We start from the raw sequence: 24,451 nt of genomic DNA on the forward strand, positions 1-24,451 counted from the left end.
GTGCGAAAACAATGTATTTTTGAATTGATGAAAAGCTTATGAAATTATCTAAAAAACATTATACATTTATTTTTTCTTTTGCATTGATTGTTTTGGTTGCATTGCAAGCCTATTATATCTACAATTCGTATCGTTTGATAGAAAAAGATATGAATAAAGAGGCGTCTGAAATTGCTTTGAAAGTTGCAGATGAAATGAATCAAATCCAGAAAGTAATCGATGAAGATAATTTGATTAATAGTTTTAAGATGTTATCACATGAAAAGGATAAACAGTTTGATGAACTGAATGTTATTCGTTTTAAAATAAATAATAATCATCAAATATTTACGTCTAAAGTAGATTCGTTAGTGGATTTTTATTCCAAAGGAGAGAATTATCAAATTGCGCTGAAAATGGAAATTTATTCTATTTATGATGAAATCAATAATAAGGAATTATTACCTAACAAACCGTTGGTTATGTATCGTACATCATCCAAAATAAATCATCCAAAATCGATTAATCAAAGCGTATGGAGTTCCGATGATATTAGTAATCAAAAAGATTCTGATTTAGGAATTGATGAAAGTGTACGACATAAATACAAAGTGAAATCACAAACGTATTATGAGTTATTAAATCTTAAATTTTTAATTCTCAAAAAAATTATTCCTTTAATCATTGTGAGTTTGTTGATTGTTGGATTAATTGTCTTTTTGTATTGGAAAAGCCTTAAAAATTTATCGAGACAAGAAGAAAAAATCAATCAATTACATTTGACAATAGATTCTATTGCGCATGAATTGAATACGCCAATTACGACGATGAAATTTGCTCTGCATCAAGTTCAACATCAAGAAACGAAACAAATGATGAATCGACAAATTAATCGTTTGGAGCAAACTGTCGATTCTATTTTTGTAAAAAATGACGAAAATTCTGAGTTGTTAGATGAGGTTATTTTGAGTGAAATTATTCAAAATATTCAGCTTCAATATCCAGAAGTTAAACTTATTCATCAAAGTATTTTCGAGAAAAATAATGTATTAAGAACAAAAGATTTTCAACAAATAGCTCAGAATTTGATTGAAAATTCAGTGAAATATGGCGCTTCTGAAATTGTATTAAACTTTAAATTTCAAAAAGAAATAAAATTGAGTTTTTCGGATAATGGAATTGGAATTCCAACGAATGATTTGTCATTTATTTTTGATAAATATTATCGTGTAAACCGTTCTGTTAACCAAAATGTAAGCGGTTTGGGTGTTGGATTATTTTTGGTCAAGAATACAATCGAACGATATTTAGGAACAATTAGCGTTCAGAATAATAAAGACAAAGGTGTTCAATTTTTAATCGTTTTGCAGAATGAAAACTAAATTAATTTTAGTAGAAGATGATCAAGATTTGGGAACAGTTCTCAAACAATATCTCGAATTTTCTGATTTTGAAGTGACTTGGTTTGATCATCCGCAAAAATTATTGAAGGAAATAGAATTGTTAAAATCAGCTCAATTAATCATTTTTGATGTCATGTTACCAGAAATTGATGGTTTTTCTTTAGCGAAAAAATTAGCCGAAACCATTACAATTCCCTATTTATTTTTGACAGCTAAGGCGCAAAGTTTTGACCGTGTTTTAGGTTTGAAATTAGGTGCAGATGATTACATCACAAAACCTTGCGATCCAGAAGAATTGGTTTTGAGAATAAAAAATATTTTGAAAAGAAATCAACCTGTTTTAGAAGAATTGATTAAAATTGGAACTTATGTTTTTCATCCAAATCAATTGCAATTATCTTATCAAGAAGAAAAATTTCAGTTAACAGAAAAAGAAGCAGAATTGTTGAGTTTCTTGATTCAGAATAATCAAAAATTAGTGAGCCGTAAAGAGATTTTAGAAAAAATTTGGGGCGAAAACGATTATTTTATGGGTAGAAGTTTGGATGTTTTTATGACACGTTTGCGCAAATATTTTCAGAACGATGAAACGATAAAATTTGAATCAGTTCGTGGAATTGGGTTTAAAATTAATTTTCCTCTCTAAAAATAAAGCTGAACAGAAGTTCAGCTTTAATAACAAACAATTGAATTCTAAATTCAGTAAAGGGAACCGAATTTTATAAATGGATTTTTATATTCCTTGAGCAATCATAGCATCGGCAACTTTTACGAAACCAGCTATATTAGCGCCTTTGTAATAATTTATATTTTCTTGAAATTCACCTTTTCCATATTTTTTACATTGGTGATGAATTTTGATCATAATTTCTTTTAATCGATAATCTACTTTTTCTCTGTTCCAATTTTGACGAATCGAATTTTGAGACATTTCTAATCCAGAAGTCGCAACACCACCGGCATTTGCAGCTTTACCAGGTCCGTATAAAATTTGATGATCCAAAAAATAATGAACCGCTTCGGGAGTTGTTGGCATATTTGCACCTTCTGCAACCAATTTGCATCCGTTGAGATGTAAAGTTTGAGCATCTTGCAAATCCAATTCGTTTTGTGTAGCACATGGCAAAGCTATATCACAAGGGACTTTCCAAGGGTTTTGGTCAGAGAAAAATTTAGCGTTTGGATAATAATCAACATACTTTGAGATTCTGTCATAATTATCATTTTTAATTTTGAAAATGACCTTTAATTTTTCTGTGTCAAAACCATCTTCATCATAAATATATCCAGAAGAATCAGAAAGTGTTACCACTTTAGCACCCAATTCCAGAGACTTTTCAGCAGCATATTGTGCAACATTTCCAGAGCCAGAAATAGAAACAGTTTTACCTTTTAAGGTTTCTTTTTTTTCGGCTAGCATACATTCTACAAAATATAATAAACCGTAACCAGTTGCTTCAGGACGAATCAAAGAACCGCCATATTCCAAACCTTTTCCAGTTAAAACACCTGTAAATTCGTTTCGCATTCGTTTGTATTGACCGAATAAATAACCAATTTCTCGTCCTCCAACGCCAATATCACCCGCGGGAACATCTACATCTGCACCAATATGACGAGATAATTCGCTCATAAAAGATTGGCAGAAGCGCATAATTTCCATGTCAGATTTTCCTTTTGGATCAAAATCAGAACCACCTTTTCCGCCACCCATAGGTAAAGTTGTCAGGCTATTTTTGAAAACTTGTTCAAAAGCTAAGAATTTAAGAATAGATAAATTAACAGACGGATGAAAGCGCAAACCGCCTTTGTAAGGACCAATCGCAGAATTCATTTGTACACGATAACCTTTGTTGATTTGGATTTCGCCTTTGTCATCAACCCAAGTTACTCTAAACTGAATAATGCGTTCTGGTTCTGCAATTCTTTCAAGAATTTTGAATTTCTTGTATTTAGGATTTTCTTCTACAAATGGTAAAATGGTTTCGGAAACTTCTTCAACTGCTTGTAAAAATTCTTTTTCGTTTGGGTTTTTTGATTTAATTCTTTGAATGAATTTTTCTGAGTAAAATAAAGTATCCATGTTATTTGTGTTTGATTATTGATAAAATTACAATTAACAATAAAAAAAATAACATATTTTTTAAAGTAAACTTTTAATATTTATGAAGTTGATAATTTTGACTACTCAGAATCTTTAGGTTGATAATTTTTGAAACAAAAAAAGCAGGAAAATTTCCTGCTTAATAAATTTTGTATTTTTATTCAGTTTAAGACAAGGCTTATTTTTTGAAAAATCCACCCAATAAACTCATAGCATCTCCAATTCCTAATTGTCCGTCACCATCTTGGTCTAACAATTTTTCGAAACCACCTAAATTTACTCCACTTTGGTTTGTTTGAGTTGTAGAACCACCAACTAAACCGCCTAATAAACCAGCAATTCCATTTGAATCTAATCCAGCAGACTGTTTTTGTTTACCCAAATAGCCCATTACAATTGGTGCAACTAACGCTAAAATTTGAGTAACTTGTGCTGTATTCAATCCAGATTGTTGAGAAATTGCAGATTCTACATTTTGTTGTTTATTTCCTAAAACGTGACCTAAAATTCCTAATCCATCTTGTTGATTTCCTCCTTGACCTAAAAATCCAGAAAGATTATCCAAAATGCTCCCGTCATGTTGATTTAAAGCATTCGAAATTCCTTCAGCACCTCCGCCTTGTGCATTTTTATTTAAAGCAGACAATAAAAAAGGTACAGCTGCTGCAACAGCAGTTTGAGCTTGAGATTCATTAATCCCTAATTGTTTTGCAGCAGAACCAACAATTTGTTGTCCCATTGCACCCTGAATTAAATTTGTAAAGTCCATAAGTTTATATTATTTACTCAAATATACTATTTTTAACAGATTAATTCAGATTAATATTAAGAGTCCTACAAAGTATTTCTATTTTTGTACAATCAATTTTGTAAATGAAACAAATAAATCTTTTTTTAGTAATCATTATTGCGGTTTTGGCTTTATTGCCAATCGTTTTACCAAGTCGTTTCGATGAAGAAATGCAATATGAATTTGATGCCCCTGTTGGTTTGGTGTACGACGAATTTTATAATCTTCGTCAATTTTCGAAATGGCAACAATTTACAGCTGCGGATTCTTTGACAATCAAGAAATTTTCTAATACAAAAGAAGAGGACGAAAATTATATGATTTGGGATTCTGAAGATGCTTCAATTGCTTCTGGAAAAGTAACGATTGAAAATTTTTCGATAAATCGTTTCGTTAATTATACGATAAAATATGATGGTTGGGAAAAATTAGATAGTCTTAATGTTAAATTTGAACAACAAGAAAATGGAAAAACAACTGCAAAATTGAATTATTTAAGTCAAGAAATTCCTTATTTCTACCGCTATTTTGCTTTTTTCAAAAATCCTGAATCTAAATTTGAAAAATCTTTGGATAACCTCAATCAAAAAGTGAAAGTTAGATTAGATAAGGATCAAAAAGAAGGTCGATTGAATTATGGTGAATATCGAATTGTAGAATTAGGTCGAACAAATTTATTAGCAATTCGTAAGCAGTCAAGTTTAGCAGAAAAAGATATAATGGATAAAGTGGATGGCGCTTTTGAGGTGATTTATAAATCATTAATGAATAAAGATGAAGGTGGTTTTGATTTCGATTTAGGTTTCCCATATGTCTATTTTACTGATTTTGATAAAGAAAAAGATAAAACAACATTTTTTGCAGGAATACAATTAATAGAAGATTTGCCTTTACAAAAAGAGATGAAAAAAGTGGTTGTTCCTGGTGGAGATTATTTGTTAACATTGCATTTAGGACCTCGTTCTAAACGTGCACAAACAATCGAAAAAATGAAGAATTATGCAAAATCGAAAAAACTACAATTGGATACAAAGCAATTAGAAATTATGTTAAACGATCCGAAGGAAACTGATAGTTTAAAACTAATTTCTCGAATTTATATTCCAATTAAAAAACAATAAATACTTAAGAATTAACAATTTTTAAAGTACACTTAGCCACAGAAATGTGGCTTTTTTTGTATTTTTGCAACTTCTTACAAACGAACATGGACAAAGATTTTATTGAAGTTTACGGTGCACGTGAACATAATCTAAAAAATATTGATGTAAAGATTCCTCGAAACGAGCTTGTGGTAATCACGGGTTTAAGTGGAAGTGGAAAATCTTCGTTGGCTTTTGATACGATTTATGCAGAAGGACAACGTCGTTATATCGAAACTTTTTCGGCTTATGCGCGTCAATTTTTAGGTGGTTTGGAACGTCCAGATGTTGATAAAATTGATGGTTTGTCACCAGTTATTGCAATTGAGCAAAAAACGACCAATAAAAATCCGCGTTCTACTGTTGGTACAATTACAGAAATTTATGATTTTCTTCGTTTGTTGTATGCGCGTGCTTCTACGGCTTTCTCTGTTGAAACAAACGAACAAATGATTGCTTACACAGAAGAGCAAATCATTGAGTTGATCCGTGCACAATACAGCGGAAAGAAAATTGCAATTTTAGCACCAATTGTACGTTCAAGAAAAGGTCATTATCGAGAGGTTTTTGTGACATATTCTAAAAAAGGTTTTCTTGAAATGCGTATTGATGGCGAGTTGAAAGATATTGCACCAGGAATGATGTTAGATCGTTACAAAACGCATGATATTGAATTGATGGTGGATAAAATGTTGCTGAATGATAAGGTGAATGATCAACGTTTGCGTTCAAGTATCGATCATGCAATGCATCAAGGAAATGGAATTACGATGATTTTGGATTACGAAACCAATGAAACCAAATTCTTTTCTCGTTCATTAATGTGTCCATCGACAGGAATGTCATATGCGTTGCCAGAACCGAATACATTTTCGTTCAATTCGCCAAAAGGAGCTTGTCCAACTTGTACAGGTTTAGGCGAGTTGAAAGTGGTTAATCACGAAAAATTATTTCAAGATAGCGAAAAATCGTTGTTTGATAATTTGGAAGAATTATTTGAAGCGCTAAAATCATCTTCTCGAATAGAAAAACAATTGGAAGCGATTTTTGTCAAACATAATGTAGACCAAAAAGTAGCATTCAAAAAACTTCCTCAAGCATTAATTGATGATGTAATGAATGGTTTGAAAGAAACTTTGAATGTCGATCTTAAATTTGCATCAGTCAAAAAAACATATAAAATCGATTTTGAAGGATTGAATGAATTTCTTTCTGAAATAATGGAAGATAAAAATAATCCGTCTTCAAGTTCGATTAGCAAAAAGTTTGGAAAGAAAGTTATTTGTCCAACTTGCGAAGGAAAACGCCTTAAAAAAGAATCGCTTTTCTTCCGAATTGACAGTAAAAACATTGGAGAAGTTGCGGAAATGGATCTTCAATCGTTGCAAAAATGGATTGAAAATGCGCCAGTTTCGATGACGTCGAATCAACAACAAATTGCGCACGAGATTCTGAAAGAAATTTATACGCGTTTATCTTTTTTATTAGACGTCGGATTAGATTATTTGAGTCTTAATCGTTCTTCGAGAACCCTTTCTGGAGGCGAAGCGCAGCGAATTCGTTTGGCAACTCAAATTGGTTCTCAACTGGTAAATGTGTTGTATATTTTAGATGAGCCAAGTATTGGTTTACATCAACGCGATAATGTCAGATTGATTGATTCGTTGAAGAAATTACGCGATATAGGAAATTCAGTTTTGGTTGTAGAACACGACAAAGACATGATCTTAGAATCGGATTATGTGGTTGATGTTGGACCAAAGGCAGGAAAAAATGGTGGTCAAATTGTTTGGGAAGGTGAACCGGAACAAATGTTGAAATCAAATACATTAACATCAAAATACTTAAACAATCAGTTACAAATCGAAATTCCAAAAGAACGAAGAAAAGGTAATGGATTAGAATTGAAACTTTTTGGTGCATCTGGAAATAATCTAAAAAATGTAAATCTTACTATTCCTTTGGGTGAATTGGTTGTGGTTTCAGGGGTTTCAGGTTCTGGAAAATCAACATTGATTAATGAAACATTGTACAGAATTCTGAATCAACATTTCTTTAGAGCAGAAAAAGATCCGATGCCTTATAAAAAAATCGAAGGTTTAGAACATTTGGATAAAGTAATCGAAGTGGATCAATCGCCAATTGGTCGTACGCCTCGTTCTAATCCTGCGACTTATACGGGAATTTTCTCTGATATTCGTACGTTGTTTACAAATTTACCTGAAGCCAAAATTAGAGGTTACAAGCCTGGACGTTTTTCATTTAATGTAAAAGGTGGGCGTTGTGAAACTTGTCAAGGAGCAGGTTTGCGTGTGATTGAAATGAATTTCTTACCTGATATTCATGTCGAATGTGAAACATGTAATGGTAAACGTTTTAATCGTGAGACGTTGGAGGTTCGTTACAAAGGAAAATCGATTTCGGATGTGTTAGAAATGACGGTAAATGAAGCGGTAGAATTCTTTGAAGCGATTCCGAAAATATATCGTTATGTCAAAATGTTGCAAGATGTAGGTTTGGGTTACATTACGCTTGGGCAGCAGTCGACAACATTGAGTGGAGGAGAGGCGCAACGTGTGAAATTAGCAACAGAATTGGCTAAAAAACAAACAGGAAAAACAATTTATATTTTAGATGAACCCACAACAGGTTTGCATTTTGAAGATGTTAATGTGCTGATGAAAGTAATCAATAAAATTGTAGAATTTGGAAATACTGTTATCATTATCGAACATAATTTGGATGTGATAAAATTAGCTGATTATGTGATTGATATTGGTCCAGACGGAGGGAGCAAAGGTGGAAAAATTGTGGCAGAAGGAACGCCAGAAGAAATCATTAAGAATCCGAAAAGTGTGACAGGAAAATTCTTGACAGACGAATTGAAATAAATAAAAAAATCCATCTAAAAATTTTTAGATGGATTTTTTTATGACTTATAATCCGATTGAAACACCCATAAAAGGTTGTAATCCTGAAGAAAATATACTTTCGTTTTCTTTATATAAAACATTGTACATCACGCCAGCTTGAAATCTTACTGGTCCATTCGATTGATATCCAGCTCCCAACCATAACGCAGATTCGTCCATGTCAGTTTCATAAATACTGTTGTAATATGGCGTACGATCGTTGTACTTTTGTTTTCCTGTGTAGTACATATAGTTGGCTCTCAAGAAAATGTTCTCGATTGGAAAAAAGTTAATGTAAGGACCAACATTAAACAAATTTTGCTTTACATAGTCATCTTTCGCATACTGATAACCTGCTGTCGCACCCAATTCTAAATTGTTTGCAACCATATATCCAACACTTGGAGAAATATTAAACCCAAAATAACTATTATTCCCAAAAGATAGTCCCAAACCACCTCCAAAACGCCAATTATTATTAAGCGTTTGATTTTGATTAATTTGAGAAAAAGCAGTATAGCTTAGGGTTAAAGAAATGATAAATAAAAGAAACTTTTTCATAGAAATTTAATTAATTTTTAACTTTTAAAAATGGCTCTAATTGAAAAAACCACTATAAATTTGTCTCATCAAAAATAGTAATTCTGTTTTTAAGTAAACATCATTATTTATTTTAAGTTAATTCGAGTCGTTCATAGTTTTTAATTATAAAAGAATAGAAATAAGATTTGATAAATCTATAATTCATTCGTTTTCTGGTTCTATATTTGCATTAGTAAAGTTAATCAAATAGACAATATAAAATTTAATCATATGAAATTATTATCGCCAGAAAAAAAACAAAAAATCGCTGATATTTTAATTAAATTATTAGCTGATGAACATATTTTATACTTAAAAACAAGAAATGCACATTGGAATGTAGAAGGTCCTGATTTTCAGACAATACATGTGTATTTTGAATCGTTATATAACGAGTTACAAATTGTTATAGATGATGTTGCAGAAAAAATTCGTCAAAAAGATGTTTATGCACCAGCAACTATGGCAGAGTATTTGCAGTTAGCTCACTTATCAGAAACAAGAAAAACTGAAAACAAAGATAGTTTAAGTTTTATTGCTGATTTACTACACGATCACGAAGTTATTATTGACTTTTTGGCACAGGCTGTAGTAGAAATTGATGAGTTTCATGATATTTCAACTTCGGATTTCTTAGTTGGTTTATTAGAACAACATCAAAAAACTGCTTGGATGCTTAGATCGCATCTAAAATAAAGTTGAACATTATTTTACTTCATAAGTTTTTAGTGTTAATTCATATTAGTGTTAATTAGGTTGAGCCTTGGATTTATCCAAGGCTTCAGCTTTTTATAACGGTTTGTAATTAACCTTCTACTTCTTTTACTTCTGCATCAGCAGCGTTTGTTTTTACAGAAGCAATTCCATTTTTAGCGCCAGATTCAGTTTCGTACGATTGGCTTGTTCCAATTACTTGACCATTTGTTGCCTTTAAATTGAAATGCCATTTACCCGAAGAACCTTCTTTTAATTCGTATTTAGAATCATCTTGAGAATTTTTGCGAACAGATTCAATTCCATTTTCGCAGCTTGCTTTTTGTTTATAACCTTCGCTTGCTAAAATATTTTGTCCATTTTTAGCTTTCAAACGAAAACGATATTCTCCTGCTTTGTCTTGATAAATTTCGAACATAATTTAATTTTTTATAAATATTTTATCTTGTTGATTGATATAAATTTATAAAAATTATTTGATAATTATCAATCTATAAAATATTTACAAAAAAAATCCTGAAAAATTATTTTCAGGATTTCTATTCTTTTATTGAATTCTTTTTAAATCGTCAATATTATGTTTGTGCATATAAAGAGGAATGTGTTCTACAACAACGTCGTTCTTCTCTAGACCAAAAGATTTCGGAATATTGAACTCTATTTTCTTTAATAAATAATAAACTTTTAGCGTGAAAAATTCTTTCATACTTAATTTGGTTTCAATTGAAGGGAATTTTTCAATCAAAACAAATTTCATATCAGGATCTTGATTGTATTTTTTCAAACATGTACTCAGATATTTTAACTCTAATTCTCCATTTGCATACATATCATTGATTACTTTTTTGATATACTGTTCTGTTTTTGGTTGAACTCTAAATCCTACATTAAATGTAATTCGATATATTTTTTGATCAACAATTGGCAATATTTTATAGCTCAACGTATAAGGTTCACTATCTCGGTTAATGTTTACAAACCAATAGACATCTGCACGTTTTGGACGTTTTGATAAAATAGATTGAATACTATATTTCTCGATATTTTTCGGATTCGTAGATTTCGTTAAGTAAAACAAGAAAGTCGAATATTTATTGATTGTTTTATCTTCGCTCAATTCTGTTAACACATTCGCGTAGCGCTTTATTTTAACGAATTCTAAGTTTCTTGAATTAAGGATTTTTCCGTAAAAACTACAATACATTATTATGAAGAACAGCCATCCCATTAATAAAGCTAAATATCCACCATCAACAAATTTGACAACATTTGCTACGAAAAATGAAGATTCTATTGCTACGAAAATAGACAAAATTGCCACAATAAATACTTTGTTGAACTTTGTGTAATAATTAAGATAATAGGATAACAAGAAGGTCGTCATTAACATGGTAACTGTAATAGCAAGTCCGTAGGCGGCTTCCATATGGGACGAATCTCGGAAATATAAGACAATAAAGACACAGCCAGCCCATAACATAAAATTGATTGTAGGAATGTAAACTTGGCTTTTGTGCTCGTTTGGTTGAATAATTAATGTTCTTGGCCAGAAACCTAAGTTGATAGCTTCATTGATTAAGGTAAAAGATCCTGTAATCAAAGCTTGTGACGCAATAATAGCTGCACCTGTGGCAATACAAATTCCAGGGATCAAGAACCAATCTGGCATCATTTCGTAGAAAGGATTTCTACCATCTAACATAGGATTGTCTTGGTGCATTAACCAAGCTGCTTGTCCCAAATAGTTTGTTACTAAACAGATTTTAACGTACAACCAACTAATTCTAATATTTTTTCGTCCGCAATGTCCTAAATCGGAGTATAATGCCTCAGCACCTGTTGTGCATAAGAATACAGCGCCAAGAATCCAGAATCCGTGAGGATAATTCATCAATAAGTTATACGCATAATAAGGATTTAATGCTTTGATAATACTTGGATGATGTACAATATGTAAAACTCCTAAGCCTAGAAGCATTGTAAACCATAAAACCATAAATGGTCCAAATATTTTTCCTACTTTATTTGTTCCAAATCGTTGAAAGAAAAATAACATCGAAAGGATGAAGATTACAATAGGTATGGTAGGTAGATTTTCGAGTCCGTTTAGCATTCGTAGTCCTTCAACAGCGGAAGAGACGGAAACGGGGGGAGTGATAATTCCATCGGCGAGCAAAGCAGAAGCTCCAATGATGGTTGGAATAATTAGGTTTTTACCTTTTTTCTTGATTAATGAATACAAAGAAAAAATTCCTCCTTCGCCATCATTATCCGCTTTTAGTGTCAACCATACATATTTGATAGAAGTCTGAAAACACAAAGTCCAAAAAACACATGATACGCCTCCGTAGACAATGCTCTCTTCAATCACGCGAGTCTCGCCAATTATCGCTTTCATTACATATAAAGGACTTGTTCCAATATCACCGTAAATGATTCCAAATGCGATTAATAGCGTTGCCGCTGTTACTTTGTTCATCGTATGGTTTGATTTCATAAGCAGTATTTTAAAATTTCTACGAATGTATGCCGTTGAAAAGAGATTAAACAATCTTATTTATTTATAATATAAAACCAACATTATATTTATTTTCGATACTAAATATGACGTATTTTTACACTACTACAGTCAGTTTTTTATTAATGGAATAAATTTAAGTATTATTTAATCATACTATTTATTTTATTAATCATAATTTAAAGTTACATTTCATTGATAAATAGTAAATTGAATCATTATTTGTTAAACAAAATTAAATTTTAAAACTTTGTTATGCTTGCATAATAAAAAAAGATTATATTTGTTAGACATACACTAAAATATGTTAAGAGAAGATTTAACGATAGATTATTTATTGCGTTCAACATGGTTGTCAGTTCAGAAAATGTATAATGAGCAAGCAGGCGCTTACGATTCCACAATGGTGTATGCCTTTACATTATTATCAATAGATCCGAAAGGAGGTACGCCAAGTACGTCGCTAGGACCAAAGATGGGAATAGAGCCAACAAGCTTGTCGAGAACATTAAAAAACTTAGAAGCAAGAAATTTTATCGTTCGAAAACCAAATCCAGAAGATGGACGAAGTGTGTTGATTACTTTGACTGAAGAAGGATTAAGAATGAGAGATATTTCAAAACATTTTGTTTTGCAATTTAATGAATCAATTAATAATCATATTGATCCAGAGAAAATGCAAATTTTCTTGGAAGTGATTTATAAGATTAACCAATTAATATCGGACAAAAAAATATTTAAAAACAATTATGAGAAGACACGTTAAACACGTAACTGTATTAGGATCAGGAGTGATGGGTTCTGGTATTGCATGTCATTTTGCAAATATCGGAGTCGAAGTCTTGATGTTAGATATGGTTCCTCGCGAGCTTACACCACAAGAGCAAGCGAAAGGACTTACTTTAGAGAGTAAAGTAGTTCGTAACAGAACTGCTCAAAATCACTTAGATGCTGCTTTAAAAAGCAATCCTTCACCAATTTATGACAAAGCATTTGCTTCTCGTATAACTGTAGGGAATTTTGATGATGATTTCGAGAAGATTAAAAACTCGGATTGGGTAATAGAGGTTGTGATCGAAAGATTGGATATTAAACAATCAATTTTCGAACGTGTAGATAACTTCCGTAAACCAGGAACTTTAGTCACTTCTAATACTTCTGGTATTCCAATTCATTTGATGGTTGAAGGTCGTTCAGAAGATTTTCAGAAACATTTCTGCGGAACGCATTTCTTCAATCCACCACGTTACTTAAAGTTATTCGAAATTATTCCAACTCCTCAAACAGATAAATCTGTTGTTGAGTTTTTCCAAAATTATGCCTCACTATTCTTAGGTAAAACACCAGTTTTATGTAAGGATACCCCAGGTTTTATTGGGAATAGAGTAGGAGTTTATTCGATGGCGAAAGTGATGGAATTGGCGCAAGAAATTGGATTAACGATTGAGGAAGTTGATACGTTAACAGGTTCTATTTTAGGTCGTCCAAAAACGGGAACATTCAAATTGGGTGATTTGGTTGGTTTGGATACAGCATATAATGTAACAAAAGGTTTACAGCAAAATGCGCCAAATGACGAAATGATTCAAGGTTTGAAAGATTCAAAATTCTTGGATTTCTTAATCGAGAATAAATTCTTAGGAGATAAAACAAAAAAAGGTTTCTATTATAAAGAAATTGATAAAGAAGGAAATACCAATCGTTTTGCCTTAAATCTTGATACGTTAGAGTATCGCCCAATGGAACGTGCAAAAGTTACAGCAGTAGAAACAGCTAAAAATGCTGTATCTATGCGTAATAAATTAGGTGTTTTATTAAAAGATTCTGGTAAAGCTGGAGAATTAATCCGCAAACATTTTGCTTCATTATTCGCTTATGTTTCTCAACGTGTTCCAGAAATTACAGATGTACTTTATCCAATTGATGATGCTTTAAAAACAGGTTACGCTTGGAAATATGGTCCATTTGAAACATGGGATTTGGTTGGATTACAAAACGGAATTCAATTAGTAGAGTCAGAAGGTTTCAAGGTTTCGGATTGGGTAAAAGAATTAGCAGCAACTGGTGCAGATTCTTTTTATAAAATCGAAAACGGTAAGAAATTATTCTATAATCAATCATCAAAACAATTCGAATTAATTCCTGGTCAAGATGCATTTATTGTTTTAGATAACATCAGAAAAACGAATGAGATTTGGTCAAATAAAGAAACATCTATTCAAGATTTAGGTGATGGAATCATCAATATTGAGTTCCGTTCTAAAATGAATTCTCTTGGAGGTGGAGTTTTACAAGGAATCAATAAAGGAATCGAGTTAGCAGAAAAAGATTATCGTGGAGTTGTAATTGGAAACGAAGGAGACAATTTCTCTGTTGGAGCTAATTTAGCCATGATTATGATGATGGCTGCAGAACAAGATTGGTGGGAATTGAACATGGCAATCAAAATGTTCCAAGATACGATGATGCGTGTTCGTTATTCATCTATTCCAGTTGTTGTTGCTCCTCACGGAATGACGCTTGGTGGAGGTTGCGAAATGTCAATGCATGCGGATAAAATTGTAGCTGCTGCCGAAACTTACATTGGTTTGGTTGAGGTTGGAGTTGGATTAATCCCAGGTGGTGGAGGTTCCAAAGAATTTGCGCGCCGTGCAACTGAATTTGCTTTAAAAGATGATGTGAAAGTAAATCATTTACGTGACAATTTCATGAATATCGCAACTGCGAAAGTGGCGACTTCAGCTTATGAAGCGAAGAATATGGGAATTATTCGTGAGCAAGATATTGTAGTGGTAAATGCAGAACGTCAAATTGCAGAAGCGAAGAAACACGCAATTGTTTTGGCAGAAGCAGGTTACACGCAACCAATTCAACGTAAAGTAGAAGTGTTAGGAAAAGAAGCGATGGGTATGTTCTATGTCGGAACAGATTCTATGGTTGCTGGACGTTTTGCTTCGGATCATGATCGTTTAATTGCGAATAAATTAGGATATGTAATGACAGGTGGTAATTTATCTGAATCAACTTATGTTTCAGAACAATACTTGTTAGACTTAGAGCGCGAAACATTCTTATCTCTTTGTGGAGAAAGAAAAACATTAGAGCGTATTCAGCATATGTTAAAAACAGGTAAACCGTTGCGTAATTAAAATTGTAGTATTGAGATTTTAGATATTAGTATTGAGATGCATAAACTTGAGGATTTGATAATTTGGAAAAAAGCGATTGAGCTGACAAAACAAGTTTACTTGATTTGTTTAGAATTACCTCAAGACGAAAAATTTGGTTTGACAAGTCAAATTAAAAGAGCAACAATTTCAATTCCTTCTAATATTGCAGAGGGAGCAGGAAGAAACTCGAATAAAGAATTCGTTCATTTTTTATCTATAGCAAATGGTTCTTCTTACGAATTAATGACTCAATTAATTTTAGGAATAGAATTACAATTATTGAAAAAAGATAAAGTAGAACACATCATTTTATTGTTAAATGAAATTCAAAAAATGAATTATGTATTTCAACAAAAATTAAAATCTAATATCTAACATCTAAAATCTAACATCTAAATTTTTAAATAAAATGAAACAAGCATATATAGTTACAGGATATAGAACAGCTGTAGGAAAAGCGCCAAAAGGAACATTGCGTTTTACGCGTCCAGATGAAATGGCAGCTACAGTAATCAAGCGCTTAATGCAAGATTATCCAACTTTAGATCCAGCACGTATCGACGATTTAATCGTTGGATGTGCAATGCCAGAGGCAGAACAAGGATTGAATATGGCACGTCTTATCTCATTAATGGGATTAGATACAGACAAAGTTCCAGGCGTTACAGTAAATCGTTACTGTGCATCAGGATCAGAAGCAATTGCGTTAGCAGCTGCTAAAATTAGAACAGGAATGGCAGAATGTATCATCGCTGGTGGTGCAGAATCGATGTCGTATATCCCGATGGGAGGTTACAAACCAATTCCAGAAACAGATTTAGCCAAAGATCATCCAGATTATTACTGGGGAATGGGATTAACAGCTGAAGAAGTTGCAAAAGAATTTAAAGTTTCTCGTGAGGACCAAGATTTATTTGCATTCAATTCACATCAAAAAGCATTAAAAGCAAATGCGGAAGGAAAATTTGCTTCTCAAATCGTTCCGATTGATGTTGAATATAGTTTCTTAGATGATAAAGAAAAAGTTCAAACAAAGAAAATCGATTTTAAAGTGGATGAAGGTCCACGTGCGGATACATCAATTGAAGGTTTAGCAAAATTACGTCCTGTTTTTGCACAAGGAGGATCGGTTACAGCAGGTAACTCTTCTCAAATGTCGGACGGTGCAGCTTTCGTAATGGTGATGTCAGAAGATATGGTGAAAGAGTTAGGTCTTGAGCCAGTTGCTCGTTTAGTTGCGTATTCTACAGTAGGTTTAGCGCCTCGTATTATGGGAATGGGACCTTTGTTTGCAATTCCAAAAGCATTAGAGCAAGCGGGAATGAAATTAGAAGATATTCAGTTAATCGAATTGAATGAAGCTTTCGCTTCTCAATCAGTTGCAATTATGCGTGAGTTGAATTTGAATCCTGATATTGTCAATGTAAATGGAGGTGCAATTGCTTTAGGGCATCCACTTGGATGTTCGGGGACGAAGTTAACAGTACAATTATTACATGAAATGGAAGCGCGTAAAGCGAAATATGGAATGGTAACGATGTGTGTTGGTACAGGACAAGGAGCAGCTTCAATTTTCGAATATCTAAAATAAAAACTGTATTAAGTAAAATGTATTAAGTATGGTACATTTTACTTAATACATGATACAATAATACATCAAAACATAAAAATATGTCTACAAATCCAAATAGATTAATAGGAGGTCAATATTTAATTAAAGATGCCTCTTACAATGATATTTTCACGTACGAAGATTTATCAGAAGAACAACAAATGATTTTGCAATCTGCAAAAGAATTTATCGATAAAGAAGTAGTGCCTAAAAAACACCAAATTGAGAAAAAAGATTATGCGTTGATTGAAGAATTAATGCGTAAAATTGGTGAATTAGGTTTATTAGGAATTTCTGTTCCAGAAGAATATGGTGGAATGGGAATGGGATTCGTTACAACAATGTTAGTGTGCGACTATATTTCTGGAGCAACAGGTTCGTTAGCGACAGCTTTTGGAGCGCATACTGGAATTGGAACAATGCCAATTTTATTGTACGGAACAGAAGAGCAAAAACAAAAATATTTACCAAAATTAGCAACTGGTGAGTGGTTTGCTTCTTATTGTTTAACGGAGCCAGAAGCAGGTTCTGATGCAAATTCTGGGAAAACAAAAGCTGTTTTATCAGAAGATGGCAAAGAATATATCATCACAGGTCAAAAAATGTGGATTACAAATGCAGGTTTTGCAGATTTATTCATTGTTTTTGCACGTATCGATGATGATAAAAATATCACAGGCTTTATTGTAGAAAAAGATAAAGCTGGTGCTGGATTCTCATTAGGAGAAGAAGAAGATAAATTAGGAATTGTTTCTTCATCAACACGTCAAGTATTCTTTAACGAAGTTCGTGTTCCGGTTGAAAATCTTTTAGGAGAAAGAGATGGAGGTTTCAAAATTGCGATGAATGCATTAAATGTTGGTCGTATCAAATTAGGAGCAGCGTGTTTAGATGCGCAACGTCGTATTTTAGATTATTCTTTACAATATTCTTCAGAGCGTAAACAATTCAATACGTCAATCAATACGTTTGGTGCGATTAAAGAGAAATTAGCTGATATGGCTGTTTCTGCGTTTACTTCAGAAGCTGGTGCGTATCGTGCAGCGAAAGATGTACAAGATGCAATCGAAGATAATATGGCAAAAGGAATGCCTCATAATGAAGCGGAATTAAAAGGTATTGAAGAATATGCGATTGAAGCTTCTATTTTAAAAGTTTGGATTTCTGATGCAGCTCAAATTTCTGCCGATCAAGGAATTCAGATTTATGGAGGAATGGGATATTCGAAAGAAATGCCAATGGAAGCAGCTTGGAGAGATGCGCGTATTTCGAGAATTTACGAAGGAACGAACGAAATCAATACCTTATTATGTGTTTCGATGTTAGTAAAACGTGCATTCAAAGGAAAATTAGATTTAATGTCTCCTGCAATGAATGTGGCGAATGAATTAATGTCTATTCCATCGTTTGATGTTCCAGATTATTCGGAATTATTTGCGCAAGAAAAAGAAATCATTGCAAATCTTAAGAAAGCGTTCTTTATGGTTGCAGGTTCTGCTTTGCAAAAATTTGGTGCAGAATTAGAACAACATCAACAATTGATTATTGCGGCTTCTCGTATTATGCAAGAAATTTATATGGTTGAATCGGCGATGTTACGTGCAGAAAAAATTGCAAATGTAAAAGGTGCTGATGCAGTGAAAAATGCAGAAAAATTAGTTCAATTACAATTATTCAAATCAGTAGAAATTATTAAAACAGAAGCGACTCGCGGAATTGTTTCTTTCACAGAAGGAGATGAGCAACGCATGATGTTATCTGGTTTAAGAAGATTTACACGTTACAACGAATATCCAAACGTAGTTAACTTGAAAACTGAAATTGCAGATCTTTTAATCAAAGAAAATAAATACACTTTCTAAGTATATTTTAAATACAAATTATTTAAAGCAGTCAATTTATTGGCTGCTTTTATTTTTTTAACATGCTGAAATATAATTTGGTATATCGTTTGATGAATCTAGGGCAAGTACTAGTCTTTATATAAGTTAGTTGAGTTTTCATGGTACTTAAGTTTTAGTAGAGAAAGGCCTCAGTTGTTCCCAATTGAGGTTTTTTTATACTTTGAGGTTAAAGTTTATTCATTAAAAATAAGCGAGTTAAGTCGTTATTTCTTAATGAAATACTTTTCGATAGAAATGATTTGAAGTAACTTTAATTCAAATTAATAACCCAAAAACAAAGCTTATGATAATTAATGCAGCAATTCTTACGTTGACCATGTTTGCAACATTTAGTATTATGTGTCTAGTCAAATTAGATGAATTAAAAAAAATAAAATAAAACCGAAACTCCATTTCTATAAATGGAGTTTTGTTGTTTTATAAAGTTATATTTACTTCAATTAATACATTCGAAATGAAAAAGAAGTTAGTTGTTTTGACGGGAGCTGGAATTAGTGCAGAAAGTGGAATTTCAACTTTTCGAGATGCCAACGGTTTGTGGGAAAATCATGATATTATGGAAGTCGCTTCGATTGATGGTTATCAAAGAAATCCTAAATTGGTTCAAGAATTCTACAATCAACGCCGAAAACAATTGTTCGATGTTGAACCCAATGCAGCACATTTTTTTCTGAAAGAGTTAGAACAAGACTTTGAAGTTTCTATTATTACCCAAAATGTTGATGATTTGCACGAAAGAGCAGGTTCGTCTAAAATAATTCATTTGCATGGCGAATTGAGAAAAGCGCGAAGCGAAAAAAACGAAAATCTAATTATTGATTGGAATAAAGATATCAAACTTGGAGATTTGGCGGAAGATGGAAATCAACTCCGTCCGCATATTGTGTGGTTCGGCGAAATGGTTCCAGAAATAGAAAATGCGATTGATGAGGTTTTAAAGGCGGATATTTTGGTGATTATTGGAACGTCAATGCAAGTATATCCAGCTGCTTCGCTCAAAGATTATTCAAAAACTAATGTACCAATTATCTATATCGATCCATCAGATACGTATACCAATTCATCTATTACGCATATCAAGAAAAAAGCAACAGAAAGTATCGAAGAATTAAAAACAATTTTGAATAATTTTTAATCTTTTACGTTTTAATCTTGGTTAATTATTTTAAATGATATGAAGTATATATTTCTACCATTATTAGTCTTTTCTATCAATGCGGCTGCTCAAGAGCTGAATCCATTTTATCAATCGGTTGTTGAACAAGTAAAATATGATTCTGTGCATCAGAAATTGCAAAAATTTCAAGATTTCGGAATTAAAACTGTTGGATCTTCTGCTCACGAAAATACATTTACATGGTTGAAATCTTATTATACGGCTTATGGTTATACCACTATAGAACAGCAATCGGTTAATGTATATGGTAATGTTGGGAATAATTTGATTGTGACAAAAATCGGTAAAAAATATCCTGACGAATTTATTGTCATCGATGGTCATTATGATACATTAAACGGACCTGGAGCGAATGATAATGGCTCGGGAACGGTTACTTTATTAGAAATTGCTCGATTAATAAAAGATATCGAAACAGATTATTCGATAAAATTTATTCATTTTACAGGGGAAGAACGAGGTTTAATCGGAAGTCAGGCGTATATAAATCAAATTGCAGTTCCTCAGAATTTAAAAATTAAAGCTGTTCTGAATATTGATGAGGTAGGAGGAGTGGCGAATAAGGTAAATTCGACAATTGTTTGTGAGCAAGATGAAAGTAATCCAACATCTAATAATGCTATTTCAGCTGAATTAACCAATAAAATGGCGAATATTTTTCCATTGTATACAACTCTAAAAACTGAAATTTCGAATGCTTATAGTTCCGATTATATGCCTTTTCAGGCAGTTGGCTATCCTATAACTGGACTTTTTGAAAAGAATGAAACGCCTTATGCGCATACTGCGCAAGATATAATCGATAATTTAGATTTGAATTATTTGACAGAAGTAGCGAAAGGAGCTTTGGCGACTTTATTGCATTTTTCTCAAGCGCAGGAAAAACTGAATGTAAAAGAAAACGCTATTTCTACATTACAAATTTATCCGAATCCTGTTCTTAAAAATCTTTATTTTTCTCAAGTTTTGCAACAACCAATTATTACAATTTACAATGCAGCGGGAAAACAGGTATTTCATCAAAAATATCAAACAACAGTTTCACAAATTAATTTAGAACATCTTACATCAGGAATCTATTTCGTTAATATAAATTCGAATCAATATAGCTTTAAGATTTTAAAGCAATAAATTGTTGCTCTTTATGTATGTCATAAATTTATTCTTTTAGTTGAATAGTTACTTTTTTATTAAAAACCATCGTTAAACAAAATGATTAGAAATATAATAGCTATTATTTCAACAATTGGAATAATTATTTGGATGATTACAGACTTTTATGGAGGGATGTTTATTTACTTGCTATCATATCCATTTTTAGTATTACCGATAATTCTACTTTATGTTTTCTCTTTTTTCGAAACTTTAGCTTTACTAATCAGAAATGGATTCAAGAAAAATATAATTAAAGTTGTTTTTCATTCAGTTTTAATTTTAATAATTATTATTATCAATTTAACGGATTCAGAAATTTTTAAATCTAAAAAAATCTTATCTGCAACATTGAAAGATGATCAATACTATTATAATTTAGTTTTTAGGGAAAATGGTGAAGTAGAAAACAACATTAATGGAATGTTTGGATATTCTGAACGAATTGCTGGGACATATAAAATTAACGGTGATACAATAATTTTTACGAAAGTTCTTTACGATAATGATTTTATACCAGATACTTTATTAATTGATAAAGAACAAAGTGCTTTATTTATGTTTAAAGACGAAAGTGGAAAATTTATTCGTGAAAAACAGTTTTTAAATCACTTAGAAATCAATAATTGCCTATAATATCGGTTTGCCAAAATGCGAGGTTTTGGTTAGATTGAACGCTATTATTTTCTAATCGCCAAAAAACAGTTTATATTCGTATTTTTTGTAAGTTTACAAGTAGTGAAATAGCTTTGGCTCAGTTTATTTTGAACTTGAATATTCGCTCAATTTAATCCCACGCACTTCGCCAAGCCAAGTCCAGTTAGTGTGGTAACCTCAGCTGATAATCGATATGAGTAGAAATTGTTTATTAATCTTAACAATGCTTTTTTTCTTAAGTTGTAAAACTACAAAACCAATAGTTGAAGAGAATACTCTTGAAATAACCAACATTGAAAAGCATTATATACTTTCTAATTCAGACTCTGAAAAGTACTATGTAATAAAACTTATTAGAAAACTTCAATCTGAAAAAAAATTAGGTGAAATCCCAATGATAATTGTAGACGGAGATCCAAAATATTATTTCTACAAAGAAGAAATTAAACCGTTGAATATTGAAAAAAGGAAAATTAGAAAGATTAAAATTTTGGAAGCAGATAAATGCGTTCAAATATTTGGAATGGCTTGCAAATATGGACTTATAATAATAAGTACATATGGAACTCAAGAGGAGCTACCATAAGACTACTTTTAACATCGGCTTAGCAAAATGCGGGGTTTTGGCTGAATTGAACGTTCTTGTTTTCTAATACGCCAAAAGCTGTCCATATTCGTATTTTTTGTAAGTTTACAAATAGTAGAACAGCTTTGGCTCTGAATTGTACATTCGTTCAAATTAAGTTCGCACTTCGACAAGTCCAGTTAACCGCAATTATAAAACAAACTCAACATTTAAATGAAAACTTTCCCAGTAATAGCTTCAATTTTATCACCAACAGAATTAGGAGAACTTATTAACGAAAAGTATCAATTAGAACATAATTTCGATTGTAAACTTTTTAGAACAGGAGTAAATCATACCTATTTTTTAACTACTCCAAGTACGAAATATGTGGTTAGAGTTTATTGTCGCAACTGGAGAACAAAAACGGAAATCCAAGAAGAATTATCCCTATTAAATTTACTCAAATCACATCATCTTTCAGTTTCAATTCCAATTTCCGATAAAAATGGAAATTTAATTCAAGAGATTGCTGCGCCAGAAGGTTTAAGATATGTTGCGCTTTTCACATTCGCAGAAGGAGAAAAATTGCGTTTTATGAGCAAGGAAACTTGTTTTGCTGTTGGTTCAATAATGGCAAAAATTCATAATGTAACAGCGACAAAAAAAATCAATCGAATAAATTATAATTCTGATGTGCTTCTGTACAAAGCTTATGAGAAGTTAAATGTATATTTTTCAGAAGATTTAGATGAAATGTTATATTTAAAACAAATATCCTCAAAAATCGCAAAGTGTTTTGAAACAACTCATTTATCCGAAGCTCAAAATGGCATTGTACACCTTGATATTTGGTATGACAATTTGAGTGTAAATAAGGAAAATGAAATTACAATTTTTGATTTTGATAATTGTGGAAATGGTTCTCTGATTTTAGATATTGGATATTTTTGCAAACAATTATTTTTCATTGAAACGGATAAAAATGAATATGAAACTAAAGTGGAAAGTTTCTTAAATGGTTACAGAAAAGAAAGAAGCTTATCTGAAAAGGAACTCAATTTAATCCCTGAAGCCGGAGCTTCAATTTTTGTGTTTTATCTTGGCGTCCAAGCTCAAAGATTTGATTGGTCAAATATATTTCTAACAGAAAACTATCTTAAAATGTTTGTTGGAAGAATCAAAAATTGGCTAGATTATTACGAAGAAAAAAAGAACTGCGGCTAACATTGCAATAATGAAATTGCGACTAAGGGAAAAATTGAAAGTTTTCGCTTCCTTAATTCGTTAATAATTTTCTTGTTACCTATAAATATAAAAAAAAATAATTTAAAAAATTAAGAAAAATCATCGTTTTCAATATTGATAATTTGTTGTTATTTAGTTTTAAATAACTGAATACAATCAGAATATTAAAAATGAAAATAATGATTACAGAAAGAAAAGAAGTTGTCTTAAAATATTTTGAAAAAATTGATAATGGTACTTTTGATAGTACTTATTTTGATTTATTTACTGAAGATGTTGAATTGTACTTCCCGAAATATGGATACACTAAAGGAAAGGAAGGTATAAAACACTTTGGCGAAACACTTGGAAATGGATTAAAAAGCCTTCATCACGATGTTAAAAACTTTAATATCATAGTATCCGATAAATATATAATCGTTGAAGGACAAGAAGGTGGAGAAACGAAAGAGGGAATAAAGTGGCCTGATAATAAAAATTCATTTGGTAAATTTTGTAATGTTTTTGAATTTGAAGGCAGTCTGATTAAAAGAGTACATATTTATGTTGATCCAGATTTTACATCAGAAGATGCTAAAAGAATTGAGATGTTAAATCAAGGGAATAAATCGTGAAACATCAACTACTAGAATTGGTAATTGTTAAACAACTTAATATTTTAGATAAAATTAAACTAGTTGTTCTTTAGTTTATACAATAACCTATTTATATAAGTTGGTTTGTTTTGGACAAAAATATTTAAATAAAAAAAGCCCCGAAGATAGTCGAGGCGCTAAATGTTTTCACAACGGAATAATCCTTATTGTGAGTTCCTTTCAATAC

Annotated in this window: 21 protein-coding genes; 16 read left to right on the forward strand and 5 right to left on the reverse strand. The window is 31.8% G+C overall.

All coding sequences use genetic code 11. The annotated features are described in order from the left end of the window. Positions 1-38: 38 nt before the first annotated feature. Together FH779_RS02820 and FH779_RS02825 are read left to right on the forward strand one after the other, a co-directional pair. Positions 39-1,361: a sensor histidine kinase gene (locus FH779_RS02820; protein ID WP_180905980.1), complete on the forward strand. Its 1,323-nt coding sequence runs from the start codon at positions 39-41 to the stop codon at positions 1,359-1,361. Beyond that, complete coding sequence (locus FH779_RS02825; RefSeq protein WP_180905981.1) at positions 1,351-2,028, forward strand: response regulator transcription factor; 678 nt, start codon at positions 1,351-1,353, stop codon at positions 2,026-2,028. Before FH779_RS02820 ends, FH779_RS02825 begins: the two co-directional genes overlap by 11 nt. An 87-nt stretch (positions 2,029-2,115) precedes the next feature. On the opposite strand, the gene gdhA is transcribed toward FH779_RS02825, so the two are convergent. Further along, positions 2,116-3,465: an NADP-specific glutamate dehydrogenase gene (gene gdhA, locus FH779_RS02830; protein WP_180905982.1), complete on the reverse strand. Its 1,350-nt coding sequence runs from the start codon at positions 3,463-3,465 to the stop codon at positions 2,116-2,118. 199 nt (positions 3,466-3,664) lie between these two features. Beyond that, the gene (locus tag FH779_RS02835) at positions 3,665-4,255 is read right to left on the reverse strand and encodes a DUF937 domain-containing protein (RefSeq protein ID WP_180905983.1); all 591 of its coding nucleotides are present in this window, start codon (positions 4,253-4,255) and stop codon (positions 3,665-3,667) included. A 104-nt stretch (positions 4,256-4,359) separates the two neighbouring features. On the opposite strand from FH779_RS02835, the gene FH779_RS02840 reads away from it, so the two are divergent. Together FH779_RS02840 and uvrA are read left to right on the forward strand one after the other, a co-directional pair. Continuing rightward, on the forward strand, positions 4,360-5,397 hold the full coding sequence (locus tag FH779_RS02840) for a GyrI-like domain-containing protein (protein WP_180905984.1): 1,038 nt from the start codon (positions 4,360-4,362) through the stop codon (positions 5,395-5,397). Positions 5,398-5,483: 86 nt separating this feature from the next. Further along, the gene (gene uvrA, locus FH779_RS02845; RefSeq protein WP_180905985.1) at positions 5,484-8,309 is read left to right on the forward strand and encodes an excinuclease ABC subunit UvrA; all 2,826 of its coding nucleotides are present in this window, start codon (positions 5,484-5,486) and stop codon (positions 8,307-8,309) included. Between the two features lie 45 nt (positions 8,310-8,354). Here the strand turns inward: uvrA and FH779_RS02850 are convergent, their stop codons facing one another. Beyond that, entirely contained in the window at positions 8,355-8,891 is a 537-nt protein-coding gene (locus tag FH779_RS02850) for a hypothetical protein (protein ID WP_180905986.1), read from the reverse strand. Positions 8,892-9,143: 252 nt separating this feature from the next. Between FH779_RS02850 and FH779_RS02855 the strand changes: the two genes are divergently transcribed. Continuing rightward, a complete protein-coding gene (locus FH779_RS02855; protein ID WP_114999161.1) occupies positions 9,144-9,608 on the forward strand; it encodes a Dps family protein in 465 nt (154 codons plus the stop codon). A 109-nt stretch (positions 9,609-9,717) separates the two neighbouring features. Here the strand turns inward: FH779_RS02855 and FH779_RS02860 are convergent, their stop codons facing one another. Together FH779_RS02860 and FH779_RS02865 are read right to left on the reverse strand one after the other, a co-directional pair. Then, complete coding sequence (locus FH779_RS02860; protein WP_114999163.1) at positions 9,718-10,044, reverse strand: YegP family protein; 327 nt, start codon at positions 10,042-10,044, stop codon at positions 9,718-9,720. A gap of 129 nt (positions 10,045-10,173) precedes the next feature. Then, a complete protein-coding gene (locus FH779_RS02865; protein ID WP_180905987.1) occupies positions 10,174-12,123 on the reverse strand; it encodes a KUP/HAK/KT family potassium transporter in 1,950 nt (649 codons plus the stop codon). A 325-nt stretch (positions 12,124-12,448) separates the two neighbouring features. Between FH779_RS02865 and FH779_RS02870 the strand changes: the two genes are divergently transcribed. The 11 genes from FH779_RS02870 (at position 12,449) to FH779_RS02920 (ending at position 24,243) form a co-directional block, all read left to right on the forward strand. Then, entirely contained in the window at positions 12,449-12,910 is a 462-nt protein-coding gene (locus FH779_RS02870) for a MarR family winged helix-turn-helix transcriptional regulator (protein WP_038336958.1), read from the forward strand. Further along, positions 12,894-15,293: a 3-hydroxyacyl-CoA dehydrogenase/enoyl-CoA hydratase family protein gene (locus tag FH779_RS02875; RefSeq protein WP_180905988.1), complete on the forward strand. Its 2,400-nt coding sequence runs from the start codon at positions 12,894-12,896 to the stop codon at positions 15,291-15,293. Before FH779_RS02870 ends, FH779_RS02875 begins: the two co-directional genes overlap by 17 nt. A gap of 36 nt (positions 15,294-15,329) precedes the next feature. Beyond that, on the forward strand, positions 15,330-15,689 hold the full coding sequence (locus tag FH779_RS02880) for a four helix bundle protein (protein WP_180905989.1): 360 nt from the start codon (positions 15,330-15,332) through the stop codon (positions 15,687-15,689). A 34-nt stretch (positions 15,690-15,723) separates the two neighbouring features. After that, the gene (locus FH779_RS02885; RefSeq protein WP_038336965.1) at positions 15,724-16,905 is read left to right on the forward strand and encodes an acetyl-CoA C-acyltransferase; all 1,182 of its coding nucleotides are present in this window, start codon (positions 15,724-15,726) and stop codon (positions 16,903-16,905) included. A gap of 80 nt (positions 16,906-16,985) precedes the next feature. After that, positions 16,986-18,788 (forward strand): acyl-CoA dehydrogenase family protein, encoded by a 1,803-nt coding sequence (locus tag FH779_RS02890; protein WP_180905990.1) that lies wholly within the window; start codon positions 16,986-16,988, stop codon positions 18,786-18,788. A gap of 496 nt (positions 18,789-19,284) precedes the next feature. After that, positions 19,285-19,965, forward strand: coding sequence for an SIR2 family NAD-dependent protein deacylase (locus tag FH779_RS02895; protein ID WP_180905991.1), 681 nt, complete (start codon positions 19,285-19,287; stop codon positions 19,963-19,965). A 39-nt stretch (positions 19,966-20,004) separates the two neighbouring features. After that, complete coding sequence (locus FH779_RS02900) at positions 20,005-21,138, forward strand: M20/M25/M40 family metallo-hydrolase (protein ID WP_180905992.1); 1,134 nt, start codon at positions 20,005-20,007, stop codon at positions 21,136-21,138. A gap of 81 nt (positions 21,139-21,219) precedes the next feature. Continuing rightward, positions 21,220-21,795: a hypothetical protein gene (locus FH779_RS02905; RefSeq protein WP_180905993.1), complete on the forward strand. Its 576-nt coding sequence runs from the start codon at positions 21,220-21,222 to the stop codon at positions 21,793-21,795. Between the two features lie 214 nt (positions 21,796-22,009). Next, positions 22,010-22,402 (forward strand): hypothetical protein, encoded by a 393-nt coding sequence (locus FH779_RS02910; protein WP_180905994.1) that lies wholly within the window; start codon positions 22,010-22,012, stop codon positions 22,400-22,402. A gap of 213 nt (positions 22,403-22,615) precedes the next feature. Beyond that, positions 22,616-23,608: a homoserine kinase gene (locus tag FH779_RS02915; protein ID WP_180905995.1), complete on the forward strand. Its 993-nt coding sequence runs from the start codon at positions 22,616-22,618 to the stop codon at positions 23,606-23,608. A 200-nt stretch (positions 23,609-23,808) separates the two neighbouring features. Next, positions 23,809-24,243, forward strand: a complete 435-nt coding sequence (locus FH779_RS02920) for a nuclear transport factor 2 family protein (protein ID WP_180905996.1) — start codon at positions 23,809-23,811, stop codon at positions 24,241-24,243. Positions 24,244-24,451: the final 208 nt, after the last annotated feature.

The sequence above is a fragment of the Empedobacter falsenii genome, assembly GCF_013488205.1.
In the GTDB taxonomy this organism is placed as follows: domain Bacteria; phylum Bacteroidota; class Bacteroidia; order Flavobacteriales; family Weeksellaceae; genus Empedobacter; species Empedobacter falsenii_C.

Excerpts from the sequence above, each read along its gene's own strand:
- FH779_RS02825 (WP_180905981.1), top strand. The coding sequence starts at position 1,351 with ATGAAAACTAAATTAATTTTAGTAGAAGATGATCAAGATTTGGGAACA.
- FH779_RS02840 (WP_180905984.1), top strand. The coding sequence starts at position 4,360 with ATGAAACAAATAAATCTTTTTTTAGTAATCATTATTGCGGTTTTGGCT.
- FH779_RS02905 (WP_180905993.1), top strand. The coding sequence starts at position 21,220 with ATGATTAGAAATATAATAGCTATTATTTCAACAATTGGAATAATTATT.
- FH779_RS02855 (WP_114999161.1), top strand. The coding sequence starts at position 9,144 with ATGAAATTATTATCGCCAGAAAAAAAACAAAAAATCGCTGATATTTTA.
- FH779_RS02880 (WP_180905989.1), top strand. The coding sequence starts at position 15,330 with ATGCATAAACTTGAGGATTTGATAATTTGGAAAAAAGCGATTGAGCTG.
- FH779_RS02865 (WP_180905987.1), bottom strand. The coding sequence starts at position 12,123 with ATGAAATCAAACCATACGATGAACAAAGTAACAGCGGCAACGCTATTA.
- FH779_RS02820 (WP_180905980.1), top strand. The coding sequence starts at position 39 with ATGAAATTATCTAAAAAACATTATACATTTATTTTTTCTTTTGCATTG.
- FH779_RS02860 (WP_114999163.1), bottom strand. The coding sequence starts at position 10,044 with ATGTTCGAAATTTATCAAGACAAAGCAGGAGAATATCGTTTTCGTTTG.
- gdhA (WP_180905982.1), bottom strand. The coding sequence starts at position 3,465 with ATGGATACTTTATTTTACTCAGAAAAATTCATTCAAAGAATTAAATCA.
- FH779_RS02870 (WP_038336958.1), top strand. The coding sequence starts at position 12,449 with ATGTTAAGAGAAGATTTAACGATAGATTATTTATTGCGTTCAACATGG.
- FH779_RS02915 (WP_180905995.1), top strand. The coding sequence starts at position 22,616 with ATGAAAACTTTCCCAGTAATAGCTTCAATTTTATCACCAACAGAATTA.
- FH779_RS02875 (WP_180905988.1), top strand. The coding sequence starts at position 12,894 with ATGAGAAGACACGTTAAACACGTAACTGTATTAGGATCAGGAGTGATG.
- FH779_RS02895 (WP_180905991.1), top strand. The coding sequence starts at position 19,285 with ATGAAAAAGAAGTTAGTTGTTTTGACGGGAGCTGGAATTAGTGCAGAA.
- FH779_RS02885 (WP_038336965.1), top strand. The coding sequence starts at position 15,724 with ATGAAACAAGCATATATAGTTACAGGATATAGAACAGCTGTAGGAAAA.
- FH779_RS02890 (WP_180905990.1), top strand. The coding sequence starts at position 16,986 with ATGTCTACAAATCCAAATAGATTAATAGGAGGTCAATATTTAATTAAA.
- FH779_RS02850 (WP_180905986.1), bottom strand. The coding sequence starts at position 8,891 with ATGAAAAAGTTTCTTTTATTTATCATTTCTTTAACCCTAAGCTATACT.
- FH779_RS02920 (WP_180905996.1), top strand. The coding sequence starts at position 23,809 with ATGATTACAGAAAGAAAAGAAGTTGTCTTAAAATATTTTGAAAAAATT.
- FH779_RS02900 (WP_180905992.1), top strand. The coding sequence starts at position 20,005 with ATGAAGTATATATTTCTACCATTATTAGTCTTTTCTATCAATGCGGCT.
- FH779_RS02910 (WP_180905994.1), top strand. The coding sequence starts at position 22,010 with ATGAGTAGAAATTGTTTATTAATCTTAACAATGCTTTTTTTCTTAAGT.
- uvrA (WP_180905985.1), top strand. The coding sequence starts at position 5,484 with ATGGACAAAGATTTTATTGAAGTTTACGGTGCACGTGAACATAATCTA.
- FH779_RS02835 (WP_180905983.1), bottom strand. The coding sequence starts at position 4,255 with ATGGACTTTACAAATTTAATTCAGGGTGCAATGGGACAACAAATTGTT.